The sequence below is a fragment of the Micromonospora sp. Utrum1 genome (assembly GCF_057197805.1).
Genome location: NZ_CM170071.1, coordinates 6122155 through 6137500, shown reverse-complemented (window position 1 = coordinate 6137500; position 15346 = coordinate 6122155). Strand labels below are relative to the sequence as shown.

The 15346-nt window shown below is 73.4% G+C and carries 15 protein-coding genes; 14 read left to right on the top strand and 1 reads right to left on the bottom strand.

All coding sequences use genetic code 11. The features are described from left to right. Window positions 1–196: 196 nt before the first annotated feature. Window positions 197–1129 carry an ABC transporter ATP-binding protein gene (locus AC0OLQ_RS28750; protein WP_484528851.1) on the top strand — a complete coding sequence of 311 codons (933 nt, stop codon included), beginning with the start codon at window positions 197–199 and terminating at the stop codon, window positions 1127–1129. A gap of 44 nt (window positions 1130–1173) precedes the next feature. Here the strand turns inward: AC0OLQ_RS28750 and AC0OLQ_RS28745 are convergent, their stop codons facing one another. Beyond that, entirely contained in the window at window positions 1174–1419 is a 246-nt protein-coding gene (locus AC0OLQ_RS28745; RefSeq protein ID WP_357341203.1) for a flavin reductase, read from the bottom strand. Between the two features lie 269 nt (window positions 1420–1688). Here AC0OLQ_RS28745 and AC0OLQ_RS28740 point away from each other — a divergent pair, with 269 nt between their 5' ends. The 13 genes from AC0OLQ_RS28740 to AC0OLQ_RS28680 all read left to right on the top strand — a co-directional run bounded on the left by AC0OLQ_RS28740 (window position 1689) and on the right by AC0OLQ_RS28680 (window position 15335). Beyond that, window positions 1689–2492 (top strand): helix-turn-helix domain-containing protein, encoded by an 804-nt coding sequence (locus AC0OLQ_RS28740; RefSeq protein WP_484528850.1) that lies wholly within the window; start codon window positions 1689–1691, stop codon window positions 2490–2492. Continuing rightward, entirely contained in the window at window positions 2483–2674 is a 192-nt protein-coding gene (locus AC0OLQ_RS28735; RefSeq protein WP_484528849.1) for a DUF397 domain-containing protein, read from the top strand. The genes AC0OLQ_RS28740 and AC0OLQ_RS28735 overlap by 10 nt, the downstream gene beginning before the upstream one ends. 178 nt (window positions 2675–2852) lie before the next feature. Beyond that, complete coding sequence (locus AC0OLQ_RS28730; protein WP_357341439.1) at window positions 2853–3647, top strand: ABC transporter permease; 795 nt, start codon at window positions 2853–2855, stop codon at window positions 3645–3647. A 12-nt stretch (window positions 3648–3659) separates the two neighbouring features. After that, window positions 3660–4469: an ABC transporter permease gene (locus tag AC0OLQ_RS28725; RefSeq protein ID WP_484528848.1), complete on the top strand. Its 810-nt coding sequence runs from the start codon at window positions 3660–3662 to the stop codon at window positions 4467–4469. Between the two features lie 63 nt (window positions 4470–4532). After that, complete coding sequence (locus AC0OLQ_RS28720) at window positions 4533–5549, top strand: YihY/virulence factor BrkB family protein (protein WP_484528847.1); 1017 nt, start codon at window positions 4533–4535, stop codon at window positions 5547–5549. 239 nt (window positions 5550–5788) lie between these two features. Then, window positions 5789–6967 (top strand): ROK family transcriptional regulator, encoded by a 1179-nt coding sequence (locus AC0OLQ_RS28715; protein ID WP_484528846.1) that lies wholly within the window; start codon window positions 5789–5791, stop codon window positions 6965–6967. Window positions 6968–7053: 86 nt separating this feature from the next. Beyond that, window positions 7054–8565, top strand: a complete 1512-nt coding sequence (locus tag AC0OLQ_RS28710) for a sugar ABC transporter ATP-binding protein (protein WP_484532456.1) — start codon at window positions 7054–7056, stop codon at window positions 8563–8565. After that, window positions 8562–9671 carry an ABC transporter permease gene (locus AC0OLQ_RS28705; protein WP_484528845.1) on the top strand — a complete coding sequence of 370 codons (1110 nt, stop codon included), beginning with the start codon at window positions 8562–8564 and terminating at the stop codon, window positions 9669–9671. Before AC0OLQ_RS28710 ends, AC0OLQ_RS28705 begins: the two co-directional genes overlap by 4 nt. A gap of 92 nt (window positions 9672–9763) precedes the next feature. After that, the gene (locus AC0OLQ_RS28700) at window positions 9764–10807 is read left to right on the top strand and encodes a substrate-binding domain-containing protein (RefSeq protein ID WP_357341220.1); all 1044 of its coding nucleotides are present in this window, start codon (window positions 9764–9766) and stop codon (window positions 10805–10807) included. A gap of 20 nt (window positions 10808–10827) precedes the next feature. Next, window positions 10828–12033, top strand: a complete 1206-nt coding sequence (locus AC0OLQ_RS28695; RefSeq protein ID WP_484528844.1) for a Gfo/Idh/MocA family protein — start codon at window positions 10828–10830, stop codon at window positions 12031–12033. Between the two features lie 256 nt (window positions 12034–12289). Then, window positions 12290–13438 (top strand): inositol-3-phosphate synthase, encoded by a 1149-nt coding sequence (locus AC0OLQ_RS28690; protein ID WP_484532455.1) that lies wholly within the window; start codon window positions 12290–12292, stop codon window positions 13436–13438. Beyond that, window positions 13435–14322, top strand: a complete 888-nt coding sequence (locus AC0OLQ_RS28685; RefSeq protein WP_484528843.1) for an SCO3242 family prenyltransferase — start codon at window positions 13435–13437, stop codon at window positions 14320–14322. Before AC0OLQ_RS28690 ends, AC0OLQ_RS28685 begins: the two co-directional genes overlap by 4 nt. Then, a complete protein-coding gene (locus tag AC0OLQ_RS28680) occupies window positions 14319–15335 on the top strand; it encodes a sugar phosphate isomerase/epimerase family protein (protein WP_484528842.1) in 1017 nt (338 codons plus the stop codon). Before AC0OLQ_RS28685 ends, AC0OLQ_RS28680 begins: the two co-directional genes overlap by 4 nt. Window positions 15336–15346 lie beyond the last annotated feature (11 nt).

Sequence of the window (15346 nt, the reverse complement as noted above, 5' to 3'; positions counted from 1 at the left end):
TCGCAACAATTTTCCGCGCCCCCGCGAATCGACTGGCGTTCCGTCCACTATGGCGAGTTAGGTCCGGTTCCCCGGCCCCGACGGGCGGGCCCTCGGATGATCACCTTGCGTAGCGGGCATCACGCCCCGTGTCCGTCCGCCCGTGCCCCCGCGTTAACCGGTCGAGCCTGTCGGACCGGGCGGTTAGGGTCGGCCGGTGACCAGCGGGCAACCACTCATCCAGGCGCGGGGGCTGGTGAAGCGGTTCGGCGACTTCACCGCCGTCGACGGCATCGACGTCGAGGTGCGTCCCGGCGAGGCGTTCGGCTTCCTCGGCCCCAACGGCGCCGGCAAGTCCTCCACCATGCGCATGATCGGCTGCATCTCGCCGCCCTCCGGCGGGGAGCTGCGCATCCTCGGCCTGGACCCGGTCCGCGACGGCCCGGCGATCCGGGCCCGGCTGGGGGTCTGCCCGCAGCTCGACAGCCTCGACCCGGAGCTGACCGTCCGGGAGAACCTCACCACCTACGCGCGCTACTTCGGCATCCCGCGCCGGGTGGCCCGCGAGCGGGCCGCCGAGCTGCTCGACTTCGTCCAGCTCACCGAGCGGGCCGAGAGCAAGGTGGAGCCGCTCTCCGGCGGCATGAAGCGGCGGCTGACCATCGCCCGCGCGCTGGTCAACAACCCCGAGATCGTGCTGCTCGACGAGCCCACCACCGGGCTCGACCCGCAGGCCCGTCACCTGGTCTGGGAGCGGCTGTTCCGGCTCAAGCAGCAGGGCGTCACGCTGGTCCTCACCACCCACTACATGGACGAGGCGGAGCAGCTCTGCGACCGGCTGGTGGTGATGGACGGTGGCCGGATCGTCGCCGAGGGCTCGCCCCGGTCGCTGATCGAGCAGCACTCCACCCGCGAGGTGGTCGAGCTGCGCTTCGCGGCCGAGTCGCAGGAGGCGTTCGCCGGCAAGCTCGGTGGGCTGGGCGAGCGGGTGGAAGTGCTGCCGGACCGCATCCTGCTCTACGTGGCCGACGGCGACGCCGCGGTGGCCGAGGTGACCGAGCGGGGCCTCGTCCCGGCCGGCGTCCTGGTCCGGCGCAGCAGCCTCGAGGACGTCTTCCTCCACCTCACCGGCCGCACCTTGATCGACTAGCGCTCCACCTCGGCGTCGGCACGTCGACCTCTCCGACCAGGTCGTCACCGCGCCCGCGCCCAGGTGACGAAGCGATCAACCAGCCGCTGCGGCGCGTCCGGCCCGTGCGGGTCGGCGAGGTCCGCCGTCGCCTCGCACAGGAGCGTGCCGAGGTAGACCAACAGGGCGATGCGGTCCTGGCGATACTCCCCGAGCAGCGCCAGCCGGGCCGGCGAGCACGGCCACGGGGCCCCGCACGCCCGGCACCGCCAGGACGGCCGCGCCGCGACGTGCGGGCGGTAGCGGGGCATCAGCGCACGCCCTCCTCGCCACCGCGCGGCGTCGGGCGCCAGAACCTGAGTCGCATGAGATGGGCCTCCGTCGTGGGATGGGGGTGCCCGCGCACCTCGTCGTACGCGGGCACCCCCGGCCTGGTTCCGCCCGCCGTCCGGTGCCCGTGAGCGGTTCCGCTGCGTGACAGTCTGGTGAGCGGGCGACTACGGTGGGAGATCCCGCGCGCCGACGACCAGGGCGTACGGCGGCCGGCCCGGAGCGGTACGAGGATGTACGGAGGCTGTCCGTGGACCGTTCGTCCATGCTGGACCACTTCGCCGAGGAGTTGCGGCTCGCCCGGGCCGCCGGTGGCATGTCCCAGAGCGCACTGGCCGAGGCGCTGAGCTACTCGGGCGCGCTGGTGGCCAAGGTGGAGACCTGCGAGCGCCGGCCGGGCCTCGACTTCGCGCGCCGGTGCGACACCGTGTTCGGCACGGACGGGCGGTTCGAGCGGATCCAGCGGCGGATCAGCCGGGAGACGGTGGTGCCGTGGTTCCGCGACTGGGCCGGCATCGAGTTGGAGGCCACCGCGCTGCGGTGGTTCGAGCCGCTCTATGTGCCGGGCCTGCTGCAGACGGAGGGCTATGCCCGCGCCGTGCTGGCCGGGGCCGGGCTGTTCGCGCCCACCGAGATCGACCAGCAGGTGGCCGCGCGGCTCGACCGGCAGAGCGTCCTGACCCGCGACCGGCCACCGCTGCTCACCGCCGTCATCGACGAGTACGTGCTGCGCCGACTGGTCGGCGGCCCGGAGGTGATGCGCGAGCAACTGGCGCACCTGGCCAAGCTCGGTCGCACGTTGACGCGGGTCCGAATCCAGGTCGTGCCCCTCTCCGCCGGGGCCTACGCTGGGCTCGACGGCCCCTTCGTGATCGCCACCTCAACCGGCCGGGAGGATGTCGTCTACCTGGAGGGACAGCGCCACGGCCAGGTGGTGGACCGCGCCGAGTTCGTGCAGCAGATGGTCGAGGTGTGGGAATCGATCCGGGGTGAGGCACTATCGCACCAGCAGTCCCTGGAGTTGATCTCGGAAGTGGCGGAGACATGGATTTGACCGGCGCCCGGTGGCGCAAGAGCACCCGGAGCAACGGCAGCGGCGGCGCCTGCGTGGAGGTGGCCGGGAACCTCCCCGGCGTGGTCGCCGTACGCGATTCGAAGGACCCGGCCGGTCCCGTGCTGACGTTCGGCCCGGACGCGTGGCGCGCGTTCGTCGCGCGGGTCGCCGGCCGGCCGTAGGGCCCCGACCTGCGGATCTTGGACAGTTGCCGTTCGAGACGGACGGCAACTGTCCAAGATCTCGTTCGCCCACGGGAAACCCCGGCGACACCGTCCGCCGCCCGTCGTAGGGTGACCGGCGGCCTGTCGTACCCGAGCGGTAGGAAGGTCGACGTGGGCGGAGAACGGGGTGGTCGACGTGACCGTGGCGGAACGCTCCGGGCGGGCGCTGCCCCGGGTGCCGGCCCTGGCGGTGCTCTCCCATCACCTGGTCGGCTACCGCCGGACCTGGCGGGCGGGCGTCTTCTCGTCCTTCCTGCTGCCGGTGCTCACCGTGCTCGGCTTCGGCGTCGGGGTCGGGGCGTACGTGGACCGGGGCGTGGGCGGGGTGTCCTACCTCGACTGGCTGGTGCCCGGCCTGATCGCCTCCACCGCCTTCCAGGTCGCCGTCGCCGAGTCCACCTGGCCCGTGCTCAGCAACTTCCGCTGGATCCGGACCTACCACGCGCAGGTCGCGGCGCCGCTGCGGGTCGGCGACATCCTGGCCGGCCACCTCGCCTTCGTGCTGTTCCGGGCGCTCACCAGCACGGCCGCGTTCCTGCTGGTGACGGCGCTGTTCGGGGCGCTGCACTCGCCCTGGGCGGTGACCGTCCTGCCGGTGAGCCTGCTCCTGAGCCTGGCGGTGGCCGCGCCGACCTTCGCGTTCGCCGCCGCGGTGCCGGGCGACAGCTACCTGGCCCTGCTGTTCCGGTTCGCGGTGATCCCGATGACCCTCTTCGCCGGCGTGTTCTTCCCGGTCGAGTCGTTGCCGGCCGGGCTGCGGCAGTTCGCCTACGCGACCCCGCTCTGGCACGGCGTGGACCTTTGCCGGGCCGCCACGCTCGGTGTCGCTCCGCAGTGGTCGGTCACCGGCCACCTGCTCTACCTCGCCGCCTGGGCGGGCGCCGGCTGGTGGCTGGCCCGGCGCGTGTTCCGCCGTCAGCTCGTCGTCTAGGGGAGGGATGTCGTGGTCGGTCTCGTCCTGCCCCGGCTGGTCAGCTTCGAGGGCGCGCCGCGTCGCTCCGCCTCGGTGGCCGAGCGCAACCTCACCGCGCTGCGCAGCGCGTACTGGCTGGTGCTGCTCTCCGGCTTCCTGGAGCCGGTGCTCTACCTTTTCTCGATCGGCGTCGGGGTGGGCGCGCTGGTCGGCGACCTGACCCTGCCCGGCGGTCAGGTGGTCACCTACGCGGCGTTCGTGGCGCCGGCCATGCTCGCCTCGTCGGCGATGAGCGGGGCGCTGTCGGAGACCACCTTCAACTTCTTCGGGAAGATGAAGTACATGAAGCTGTACGACGGGGTCATCGCGACCCCGGTGCAGCCGTTCGAGATCGCCCTCGGTGAGCTGGGCTGGGCGATGATCCGGGGCGGCCTCTACTCGGCCGCGTTCCTGGTCATCATGGTCGCGATGGACCTGACCAGCGCCGACCGGGCCCTGGCCGCGTTCCCGGCCGCGCTGCTGGTCGGCTTCGCCTTCGGCGCGCTCGGCATGACGGTCTCGACGCTGATGCGCAGTTGGCAGGATTTCGACCTGATGGGCTCGGCCCAGTTCACCCTCTTCCTCTTCTCCGGCACGTTCGTCCCGGCCGAGGCGTATCCGGCCGTGCTGCGCTGGGTGGTCGAGGTGACCCCGCTCTACCGGTCGGTGCATCTGATCCGGGGCATCTGCGTGGGCGCGTCCGGTTGGTCCTGGCTGCTCGACGTGGCCTACCTAGTGGCGCTCACCGCTGGCATGCTCGCGCTCGCCTCCCGACGGATGAGCAGGTTGCTGTACAAGTAGTGGTTAACCGGCCCTCCCGCCGGGGCATGTCGTGGCGACGAAACCGACGACGAGGGAGGGGCCATGGCCGCCGACGAGTCATCCGCCCGGCACGGGCGCGACCGGACCGGGCCGGTCGGCCCGGACGAGGGGCCGGAGAGCCCCACCGATCTGCCCGGCACCGGATGGGTGGCGACGCTCAAGCGCACGGTCCGGGAGTTCCAGGACGACAGCCTGACCGACTGGGCGGCCGCCCTCACCTATTACGGCGTGCTGTCGATCTTCCCGGGCCTGCTGGTGCTCATCTCGGTGCTCGGCCTGCTCGGAGAAGGGGCCACCAAGGGGGTCAAGGACACCGTCAACCAGGCGGTGCCGCAGGAGAACATCCGCCAGATCATCGAGAGCGCGATCGAGCAGGCGGGACGCTCGGGCGGGCTGGCCAGCATCGCGGCGATCATCGGTCTGCTGGCCGCATTCTGGTCCGCCTCCGGTTACATCGCCGCCTTCATGCGTGCCTCGAACAGCATCTACGACGTGCCGGAGGGGCGGCCGATCTGGAAGACCCTGCCGATCCGGCTCGGCGTGACCGCGGTGATCGGCGTGATGCTCCTGATCAGCGCGGTGATCGTGGTCTTCACCGGTGGTCTCGCCGAGCAGGCGGGCAACGCCATCGGGCTGGGCTCGACCGCCGTCACGGTGTGGAACATCGCCAAGTGGCCGGTGCTGCTGGTGCTGGTCAGCCTGATGTTCGCGATCCTCTACTGGGCCTCGCCGAACGCCCGGCACGGCGGCTTCCGCTGGGTCAGCCCCGGCGGGATCCTGGCCGTGGTGATCTGGCTGGTGGTCTCCGGGCTGTTCGCCCTCTACGTCAGCAACTTCGGCTCGTACAACAAGACCTACGGCGCGCTCGCCGGCGTGATCATCTTCCTGGTCTGGCTCTGGCTGAGCAACATCGCCATCCTGCTCGGCGCGGAGTTCGACGCGGAGTTGGAGCGCGGCCGCGCCATCGCTGCCGGGCACCCGGCCGACGAGGAGCCGTACGTCGAGCTTCGCGACGACCGCAAGCTCAAGAAGAAGCGCAACGCCGCCAACCGGCGCTGACCCACCCGACCCGCCCGCCGCCCCCGCCGCAATCAGGCGCCGGGGGCGGCGTCGTGTCACGGCACCGCTCAACTGGGCGAGTTTCCATGATCCAACACATGCTTTTGCTCAGATGGACAAAAGTTTGGACCGGATGTGCCGAAGCTATGGACATGTGACCTGGAAGGCTCCTACTGTGTCGGACACGACACATCGCCGTTGCGTCGATGTGAACGACTCCGATGCGGAGGTGAGTCCCGGTGCGGACGGCGGACCCCCTGCACGTACAGCTCCTGCGAACCCTCCGGGACGAGGGGGCGGTCTCCCGGGCCGAGCTCGGCGACCGGCTCCAGATGCCGCGCCCGCGCCTCCTCGCCGAGCTGGACCGCCTGGTCAACCTCGGCTACGTGGCCGAGGCCGGGCTGGCCGCGTCGCGGGGCGGGCGCCGGTCCACTCTGGTCGAGCTGAGCCCGCACCTGCGCTTCGCCGCGGTCGACCTGGGCGCCAGCTCGATCGACGTCGAGGTGGTGAACGGCCGGCTGGAGCCGGTGGTCGCCTACACCGAGCCCGCCGACATCCGCTCCGGCCCGAAGGTGACCCTCCAGCGGGTCAACGAGCTGCTGCACAAGGCCAAGGTGGACGGCGCGTACGAGCGGCTCGACGCGATCGGCATCGGCGTACCCGGCCCGGTGAGCTTCCGGGACGGGGTGCCCGTCTCCCCGCCGATCATGCCGGGCTGGGACCGCTTCCCCGTGCGTGAGCTGCTCACCCGCGAACACGGCTGCCCGGCGGTGGTCGACAACGACGTCAACATCATGGCGATCGGCGAGCGGCACGGCGGCGTCGCCCACTCGGTGAACGACTTCCTGTTCATCAAGATCGGCACCGGCATCGGCTGCGGCATCTACCTCAACGGCGAGGTCTACCGGGGCACCGACGGGTGCGCCGGCGACATCGGCCACATCCAGGTCGACCCGAACGGTCCGATGTGCTCCTGCGGCAACCTCGGCTGCCTGGAGGCGGTGTTCAGCGGGGCCGCGATGGCCCGGGCGGCCACCGCCGCGGCCCGCGCCGAGGTGTCGCCCGCGCTCACCGAGCGGCTCGCCGCCCGGGGCGCGGTGACCGCGCTCGACGTGGCACAGGGGGCGGTCGAGGGGGACGTCACCTGCATCCAGCTCATCCGCGACGGCGGCCGCCGGGTCGGCAGCGTGCTGGCCGGCCTGGTCAGCTTCACCAACCCGTCGATGATCGTGATCGGTGGCGGGCTCGCCCAGCTCGGCCACATCCTGCTCGCCGAGATCCGCAGCGTGGTCTACCGCCGCTCGCTGCCGCTGGCCACCGGCAACCTGCCGGTCGTCCTCTCCGAGCTGGGCCCCCGCGCCGGCGTCGCCGGCGCCGCCGTGCTCGCCAGCGACCTCGCCTTCGGGGAGGCCGGGTGAGCGAGCCGGGCACGAACGACAGCCAGGAGGCCGAGGTGACGAACGAACCGCTGGTCGAGGCGCCCGCCGACACCGTCGCGGGCGAGATGGTGCTGCGCCTCACCGACGTGGTCAAGACCTTCCCCGGCGTACGCGCGCTGGACGGAGTGCAGCTGGAGGTGCGGGCCGGCGAGGTGCACTGCCTGCTCGGGCAGAACGGCGCCGGCAAGTCCACCCTGATCAAGGTGCTCGCCGGGGTGCACCGGCCGGACGCGGGTGAGGTGGTGTGGCGCGGCGAGCCGGCGGCCTTCGCCAACCCGCAGGCCGCCATGCGGGCCGGGATCGCCACCATCTACCAGGAGCTCGACCTGGTCGAGGACCTGTCGGTGGGGGAGAACGCCTTCCTCGGCCACGAGCCGCGCCGGCTCGGCTTCGTCCGGCGCGGGCACATGGCCCGGCGGACCCGGCAGATCCTGGCCCGGCTCGGCCACCCGGAGATCCCGCCCGGGCGGCTGGTCCGCCACCTGCCGGCCGCCGGCAAGCAGATCGTCAGCATGGCCCGGGCACTCTCCCACGAGGCCCGACTGATCATCATGGACGAACCGAGCGCGGTGCTCGCCCACGACGAGGTGGGCAACCTGTTCCGGATCATCCGGGAACTCACCGCGCAGGGCATCGCGGTCATCTACATCTCGCACCGGCTGGAGGAGATCCGCGAGATCGGCGACCGGGTCACCGTACTCAAGGACGGCCGGACCACCGCGGCGAACCTTCTGGCCCGCGAGACCCCGACCCGCGACCTGGTCTCCCGGATGACCGGCCGGACCATCGAGTACGTCTTCCCGGACCGCCCCGCCGCCGACTCGACCGGCACGGAGCTGCTGCGGGTGGAGGGGCTGACCCGGCAGGGCGAGTTCGCCGACGTCTCGCTCGACGTGCGGGCCGGAGAGATCGTCGGCATCGCCGGACTGGTCGGCTCCGGCCGCTCGGAGCTGCTGGAGACGATCTACGGGGCCCGCCGGGCCCAGGCCGGCACGGTCCGGATGGGCGGCCGGACCCTGCGCCCGGGCAGCGTCGGCGCGGCGGTGCGGGCCGGCCTGGGAATGGCCCCCGAGGAGCGCAAGAGCCAGGCGCTGCTGCTCGGCGAACCGATCTACCGCAACGTCACGCTGGCCACCTTCGGCCGGTACGCCCGCCTCGGCTTCACCGACGCCGGGCGGGAGCGGGCCGCGGCGGACCGGATCGCGGCCTCGCTGGAGCTGCGCCCCCGGGACGTCCGCCGGCCGGTGCGCACCCTCTCCGGCGGCAACCAGCAGAAGGTGGTGGTCGGCCGGTGGCTGCTCGGGGACACCCGGCTGCTGCTGCTCGACGAGCCGACCCGGGGCGTGGACGTGGGCGCCCGGGCCGAGCTCTACCAGGTGATCCGGGAACTCGCCGCGCGTGGCGTCGGCGTGCTGCTGGTCTCCAGCGAGGTGCCCGAGGTGCTGGGCCTGGCCGACCGGGTGCTGGTGATGCGGGAAGGCCGGGTGGTCCGCGAGGCCCCGGCCGGCGAACTCGACGAGAACACCGTGCTCGACCTCGTCATGGCGGGGTCCCTCATGGAAGGCGCGCCAGCATGAGCGACATGACACCCACCGCGGCGCCGGAGCGGGCGGCGGAGCTGCCGGCCCAGTCGCCGCCGGTCGACCCGGCCGAGACCGCGAAGGCCGACCGGTCGGCCCGGCTCTCCTGGTGGCGCGGCGACGGCGGCGAGGGCGCCAAGCGCAACCTCGGCCTGCTGGCGACCCTGGTCGTGCTGGTGGTCATCGGCATCCTGACCCGGCCCGACCTCTACGGCGACGCGAGCTGGGTGTGGGGCAACACGCTCACCATCCTCAAGCTCGCCTCGGTGGTCGGCGTGGTCACCGTCGGGATGACCTTCGTGATCATCGGCGGCGGCATCGACCTGTCGGTCGGCGCGATCGTCGCGCTCGCCGGGGTCTGGTGCACCACGGTCGCCACCCAGAGCTACGGCGCCGGCGGCATGATCTTCAGCGCCCTCACCGTCGGGCTGGCCGTCGGCGTGGTCAACGGGCTGCTCATCTCCTACGGGCGGCTGGTGCCCTTCATCGCCACGCTGGCCATGATGGTCGCCGCCCGCGGCCTGGCGGCCGAGATCTCCGACAAGCAGACCCAGGTCTCCAACGACAGCTTCATCAACGGCATCGCCACCGTGAAGCTGCTCGGCATCCCGCTGCTGGTCTACATCCTCGGCGCGGTGGTGCTGGCCGGCTGGGTGCTGCTCAACCGGACCACCTTCGGCCGCCGCACGGTGGCCGTCGGCGGCAACCCCGAGGCGGCCCGGCTCGCCGGCATCAACGTCCGCCGGCACACCGTGCTCCTCTACGCGCTCTCCGGCCTCTGCTGCGGCATCGCCGCGATCATGCTGACCGCGCAGGCCACCTCCGCCCAGGCGGCGATGGCCAACCTCTACGAGCTGGACGCGATCGCCGCCGCGATCATCGGCGGCACGCTGCTCAGCGGCGGGCGGGGCACCATCATCGGCTCCCTGCTCGGCGTGATCATCTTCTCCACGATCACCAACCTCTTCGCCATCAACGGCCTCTCCAGCGAGGCCCAGAACATGGTCAAGGGCGGCATCATCGTCGCGGCCGTCCTGGTCCAGCAGGTGCAGTTCCGCAGCCTCTCCCAGTTCCTCGCCCGCAACCGGGCCACCACCACCTGATCCCATCGCGACCGCCAGGCCGCCGTCATCGCGACGGTGGTCCGGCCCACCGCACCCGAAAACACCCCACCACCTCATTTCAGGAGGCCGTCATGACAAGTGACCTGTCGCGCCGCCGGCTGCTCTTCGGCGGGGCCGCGCTCTCCGCCGGAGTGCTGCTCGCCGGCTGCACCAGCAACGAGCAGACCCCGACCGAAGCCCAGACCAGGGCCGCAGCGACCGGCGCCAACAGCGAGCCGGGCAAGAAGGTGACCATCGGCTTCTCCGCACCCGCCGCCGACCACGGCTGGATCGCCGCCATCACCAACAACGCCAAGGCGCAGGCCGGCGCGTACTCGGACGTGGAGCTGAAGAGCGTGGAGGCCGGCGCGGACGCGGCGGCCCAGCGCGCGGCGCTGTCCACCCTGATCTCCCAGAAGCCCGACGTGATCGTGCTGCTGCCGCACGACGGCAAGGAGCTCAACGCGTTCGGCCTGGAGGCCATGAAGGCCGGCATCCCGGTGGTCAACCTGGACCGGGCCTTCCCCGACGCGCGGGCCTACCGGCTCCAGATCAAGGGCGACAACTACGGCATGGGGGTGGCCGCCGCCACCTACATCGCCGCGCAGCTCAAGGCCAAGGGCGTCAGCAACCCGGTCATCGGCGAGATCCCCGGCATCGACTCGCTGGAGCTGACCCAGGAACGCTCCAAGGGCTTCGCCGACACCCTGGCCTCGCTCGGGCTCAAGGTGGCCAACCGCCGCCCGGCCGAGTTCACCGCCGACTCCGGCCAGCAGGCCGCCACCGGCCTCTTCCAGGCGCTGCCGAAGATTGACGCGCTCTGGAACCACGACGACGACCAGGGCATCGGCGTCCTGGCCGCCGTCAACCAGGCCAACCGCAAGGAGTTCTTCATGGTCGGCGGCGCCGGCTCGAAGAAGGCCATGGAGGACATCGCGGCCGACAACACCGTGCTGAAGGCCACGGTCACCTACAGCCCGTCGATGGCCTCCTCGGCCATCTCCCTGGCCCGCCTGATCGGCCAGGGCAAGGGCATGTCCGACCTGGTCGAACTCCAGGTTCCTAAGGAGATCGTGCTCGCCTCGGAGACGATCACCAAGGAGAACGCGGGCAACTACCTGAAGCTCGGGTTCTGACACACGGGGGGAGACCCACCTTGTCCACTCACGACAGCGTCCTGCGGGTCGGCATGGTCGGCTACGCGTTCATGGGCGCCGCGCACTCCCAGGCGTGGCGCACCGTGAACCGCGTGTACGACCTGCCCGCCCGGGTGCAGATGGCGCTCATCTGTGGCCGGGACGAGCCGAAGGTGGCCGAGGCCGCCGGTCGGCTCGGCTGGGACGGGCACACCACGGACTGGCGGCGGCTCGTCGAGTCCGACGAGATCGACGTGGTCGACATCTGCACACCGGGGGACAGCCACTGCGAGATCGCCATCGCCGCGCTGGCCGCCGGCAAGCACGTGCTGTGCGAGAAGCCGCTGGCCAACACCGTCGAGGAGGCTCGGCAGATGACGGCCGCCGCCGCCCTGGCCCGGGCCGCCGGGGTACGCGCCATGTGCGGCTTCAACTACCGGCGGGTGCCCGCGGTCGCCCTGATGCGGCAGCTCGTCGCCGACGGGCGGCTCGGCGAGATCCGGCACGTCCGGGCGGTCTACCTCCAGGACTGGATCGTGGACCCGCAGTTCCCGCTGGTCTGGCGGCTGCAGCAGGACAGGGCGGGCTCCGGCGCGCTCGGCGACATCGGCGCGCACATCATCGACCTGACCCAGTACGTGACCGGGCAGCGGATTGCCGGGGTCAGCGCGGTCACTGAGACCTTCGTCAAGGAGCGGCCGCTGCCGGCCGGGTCGAGCGGCCTGGCCGCGCAGGCCGACGGCAACGGCCGGGCCATGGGGCGGGTCACGGTGGACGACGCGGCGGTCTTCGTGGCCCGGCTCGACGGCGGCGCGCTCGCCACCTACGAGGCGTCCCGGTTCGCCACCGGCCGCAAGAACGCCCTTCGCGTCGAGATCAACGGCTCGCTGGGCAGCGTGGTGTTCGACCTGGAACGCCTCAACGAACTGGAGTTCCACGACGCCACCCGGCCGGCGGCCGAACAGGGCTTCAACCGGATCCTGGTGACCGAGCCGGAGCACCCGTACATGTCGGCGTGGTGGCCGCCGGGCCACATCATCGGCTACGAGCACTCCTTCACCCACCAGATGCGCGACTTCGTCGAGGCGGTCGCCACCGGCGTCGACCCGGCGCCGTCGTTCGCCGACGCGTTGCAGGTCCAGCTCGTGCTCGACGCGGTCACCCGCTCCGCCGAGCAGGCCGCCTGGACGGAGGTGGAGCCCGCCCTGGCCGAACTGGCCGCCTGACCGAGCCATCCCGCGGCGCCCCGCGCGCCGCCCGACACCGCTGTCCACGCGGCGCGCCCGCGCCGCCCGAAGGGCTTTCCGGCGCCGACCGGCGAGGGCCCGCCGCGGTTGCGCCCCGCGGCGGGGACGAGGTCGGCCCCGGAGAGCGTGCCGCCGCCCGAACCCGCGGCCGGCACGAATCAGCACGGCCGTCCGGTGCGGCCGGACCGGGATTCCCCGGCCGCACCGGCGGCCCGACGACGGGGAGGCAAGCATGATGCGTACGGGTGTCTGGCTGGTGGGAGCGCGCGGCTCGGTCGCGACCACCAGCGTGGTCGGGGCGCTCGCCCTGCGGGCGGGGCTCACTGACCCGACCGGCTGTGTCACCGAGCTGCCCGAGCTGCGCGGGCCCGCCCTGCCCTCCTTCGCCGACCTGGTGTTCGGCGGCCACGACGTGGTGGCCACCCCGCTCACCAAGCGCGCCGAGGCGCTCGCCGCCGCCGGCGTGCTGCCCGGCCGGCTGGTCGACGCACTCGCCGGGGAGCTGGCCGAGGTGGAGGCGGCCCTGCGTCCCGCACCGACCGGCGGCAGCCCGGCCGAGCGGGCCGCCGCGGTGGCCCGCGACCTGGCCGAGTTCCGCCGCCGGCACGCGCTGGACCGGGTGGTAGTGGTCAACGTCTCCGCCACCGAGCCGGCGCCCGAGCCGCACCCGGCCCACCAGGACCTCGCCACACTGCGGGCGGCGCTGGCCGGCCCCGCCGACGTGCTGCCGCCCAGCTCGCACTACGCGTACGCGGCGTTCACCGCCGGCTGCCCCTACGTCGACTTCACCCCGTCCACCGGCGCCCGGCTGCCGGCCCTGGCGGCGCTGGCCGAGGAGCGCGGCCTGCCGTACGCCGGGCACGACGGCAAGACCGGGGAGACCCTGGTCAAGTCGGTGCTCGCGCCGATGTTCGCGATGCGGCACCTGGCCGTGCGCTCCTGGTCCGGGGTGAACCTGCTCGGCGGCGGCGACGGCGCCACGCTCGCCGAACCGGCCGCCAACGCGGCCAAGGTGGCCAGCAAGCAGCGGGTGCTCGGGGAGACCCTCGGCTACGTCCCGCAGGGCGACACCCGGATCGACCACGTGGCCGAGCTGGGCGACTTCAAGACCGCCTGGGACCTGGTCACCTTCGCCGGCTTCCTGGGCACCGGGATGCGGATGGAGTTCACCTGGCACGGCTGCGACTCCGCGCTGGCCGCGCCGCTGGTGCTCGACCTGGCCCGGCTCACCGCCGCGGCGCACGCCGCCGGCCGGACCGGGCCGCTGACCGAGCTGGCCTTCTTCTTCAAGGACGGCATCGACGCGCCCACGCACGCCCTCGCCGAACAGTGGGCGCTGCTGCGCGACTTCGTCGCCGGGCTGCACGCGGCGGCGTCCCGATGAGCCGCCTCGCCGACCTGGCCGAGCTGGTCCGGGCGCCGGCCGCGCTCTCCGTGCCGGGGGACGTGCTGTCCGGTGCGGCGGCGGCCGGCGCGCTGGACCGGCGCACGCCGGCGCTGGCCGGGGCCTCGGTGCTGCTCTACTGGGCCGGGATGGCCGCCAACGACTGGGCGGACCGGCGGCTGGACGCCGTCGAGCGCCCCGAGCGGCCGATCCCCTCCGGCCGGATCCGCCCGGCCGCCGCGCTCGGGGTCGCGGCCGGGCTGACCGCCGCCGGGCTCGCCCTGGCCGGCGCCGCCGGTGGCCGCCGGGCCGCCGCCGTCGCGGTCCCGCTCGCCGCCACCATCTGGGGATACGACCTGCTGGCCAAGAACACCGCCGCCGGCCCGGCGGTCATGGCCGCCTGCCGGGGGCTGGACGTGCTGCTCGGCGCGAGCGTCGGGCCGACCCGCGGGCGCGACGGGCGGAAGGCGCCACCGGCCGCGCACGGGCTGGTCCGGGCGCTGCCGGCCGCGCTCACCGTGGCCGCGCACACCTGGACCGTCACCGCGCTGTCCCGCCGCGAGGTCTCCGGCGCCGACCGGCGGCTGCCCCGGGCCACCCTGGCCGGGACCGCGCTGGTCGCGGCCACCGCGCTGGGCCGCCCCGACCCGGTGCCGGTGGCGCTCGCCGCCGGTTACGCCGGCCGGTACGGCGCCGCGCAGGCCCGGGTGCTCGCCGACCCGTCGCCGGCCCGGGTGCGCGCCGCCGTCGGGGCCGGCATCACCGGGCTGCCCGCGTTGCAGGGCGCGCTGACCGCCCGGGCCGGCGCCCGGGTGCTCGGCCTCGCCGTCGCCGCGGCCGCCCCGCTCGGCCGCCGCCTGGCCCGACTGATCTCGCCGACATGACCGCCCCGCCGCCCCCCGCGCCCGCCGGGCCGGACCACCCGGCCGGCCGGCCGCCGCTCGACCCGGCCGCGCTGCGCCTCGGGTACGGCACCAACGGGTTCGCCAACCACCGGCTCGGTGACGCGCTCGCCGTCATCGCCGACCTCGGCTACCGGGGGGTGGCGCTCACCCTGGACCACGACCACCTGGACCCGTTCACCCCGGGGCTGGCCCGGCGGGTGGCCGCCGTGCGCCGCCGGCTGGACGCCCTCGGCCTGGGGGTGGTGGTCGAGACCGGGGCCCGCTACCTGCTCGACCCGTGGCACAAGCACGCCCCGACGCTGCTGCACGACGACCCCGCCCGGCGGATCGAGTTCCTCCGCCGGGCCGTCCGGATCGGCGCGGACCTCGGCACGGAGGCGGTCTCCTTCTGGGCCGGCGTACGCCCGCCGGAGGTGCCGGCGGCGCTCGCCTGGGACCGCCTGGTCGCCGGCTGCGCCACGGTCTGCGCCGAGGCCGAGGCGGCCGGCGTGCCGCTGGGCTTCGAGCCCGAGCCGGGGATGCTGGTCGAGGACATCGCCGGCTGGCGGCGGCTGCGGGAGGCCCTGGGCGCCCCGCCGGGCCTCGGCATCACTCTCGACATCGGACACTGCCGCTGCCTGGAGCCGGCGCCGGTGCCCGACTGCGTCGCGGCGGTCGCCGACCACCTGGTCAACGTGCAGATCGACGACATGCGCCGGGGCGTGCACGAGCACCTGGAGTTCGGCACGGGCGAGATCGACTTCCCGCCGGTGCTGCGGGCCCTGGCCGACGCCGGCTACCGCGGCCTGGTGGCCGTCGAGCTGCCCCGGCACTCGCACGCCGCGCCCGCCGTCGCCGCCCGGTCGCTGGACTTCCTGCGCACCGCCGCCCGAACGGCCGGGAGCGACCGGCACCACACCATCGACTCGGCCCCTCTGCTCCGCAGCCACGGAGGCGACACCTCCGGATCGCCGCTGCTGCGTGGGGGGCTGCAGAGCAAAGGCGGTGGCTGACCACCTGCCAC

What these genes read in the sequence shown, in the direction of transcription:
- AC0OLQ_RS28735 (WP_484528849.1), top strand. Translation starts at nt 2,483, where the DNA reads ATGGATTTGACCGGCGCCCGGTGGCGCAAGAGCACCCGGAGCAACGGC.
- AC0OLQ_RS28745 (WP_357341203.1), bottom strand. Translation starts at nt 1,419, where the DNA reads ATGCCCCGCTACCGCCCGCACGTCGCGGCGCGGCCGTCCTGGCGGTGC.
- AC0OLQ_RS28680 (WP_484528842.1), top strand. Translation starts at nt 14,319, where the DNA reads ATGACCGCCCCGCCGCCCCCCGCGCCCGCCGGGCCGGACCACCCGGCC.
- AC0OLQ_RS28685 (WP_484528843.1), top strand. Translation starts at nt 13,435, where the DNA reads ATGAGCCGCCTCGCCGACCTGGCCGAGCTGGTCCGGGCGCCGGCCGCG.
- AC0OLQ_RS28690 (WP_484532455.1), top strand. Translation starts at nt 12,290, where the DNA reads ATGCGTACGGGTGTCTGGCTGGTGGGAGCGCGCGGCTCGGTCGCGACC.
- AC0OLQ_RS28710 (WP_484532456.1), top strand. Translation starts at nt 7,054, where the DNA reads ATGGTGCTGCGCCTCACCGACGTGGTCAAGACCTTCCCCGGCGTACGC.
- AC0OLQ_RS28720 (WP_484528847.1), top strand. Translation starts at nt 4,533, where the DNA reads ATGGCCGCCGACGAGTCATCCGCCCGGCACGGGCGCGACCGGACCGGG.
- AC0OLQ_RS28700 (WP_357341220.1), top strand. Translation starts at nt 9,764, where the DNA reads ATGACAAGTGACCTGTCGCGCCGCCGGCTGCTCTTCGGCGGGGCCGCG.
- AC0OLQ_RS28705 (WP_484528845.1), top strand. Translation starts at nt 8,562, where the DNA reads ATGAGCGACATGACACCCACCGCGGCGCCGGAGCGGGCGGCGGAGCTG.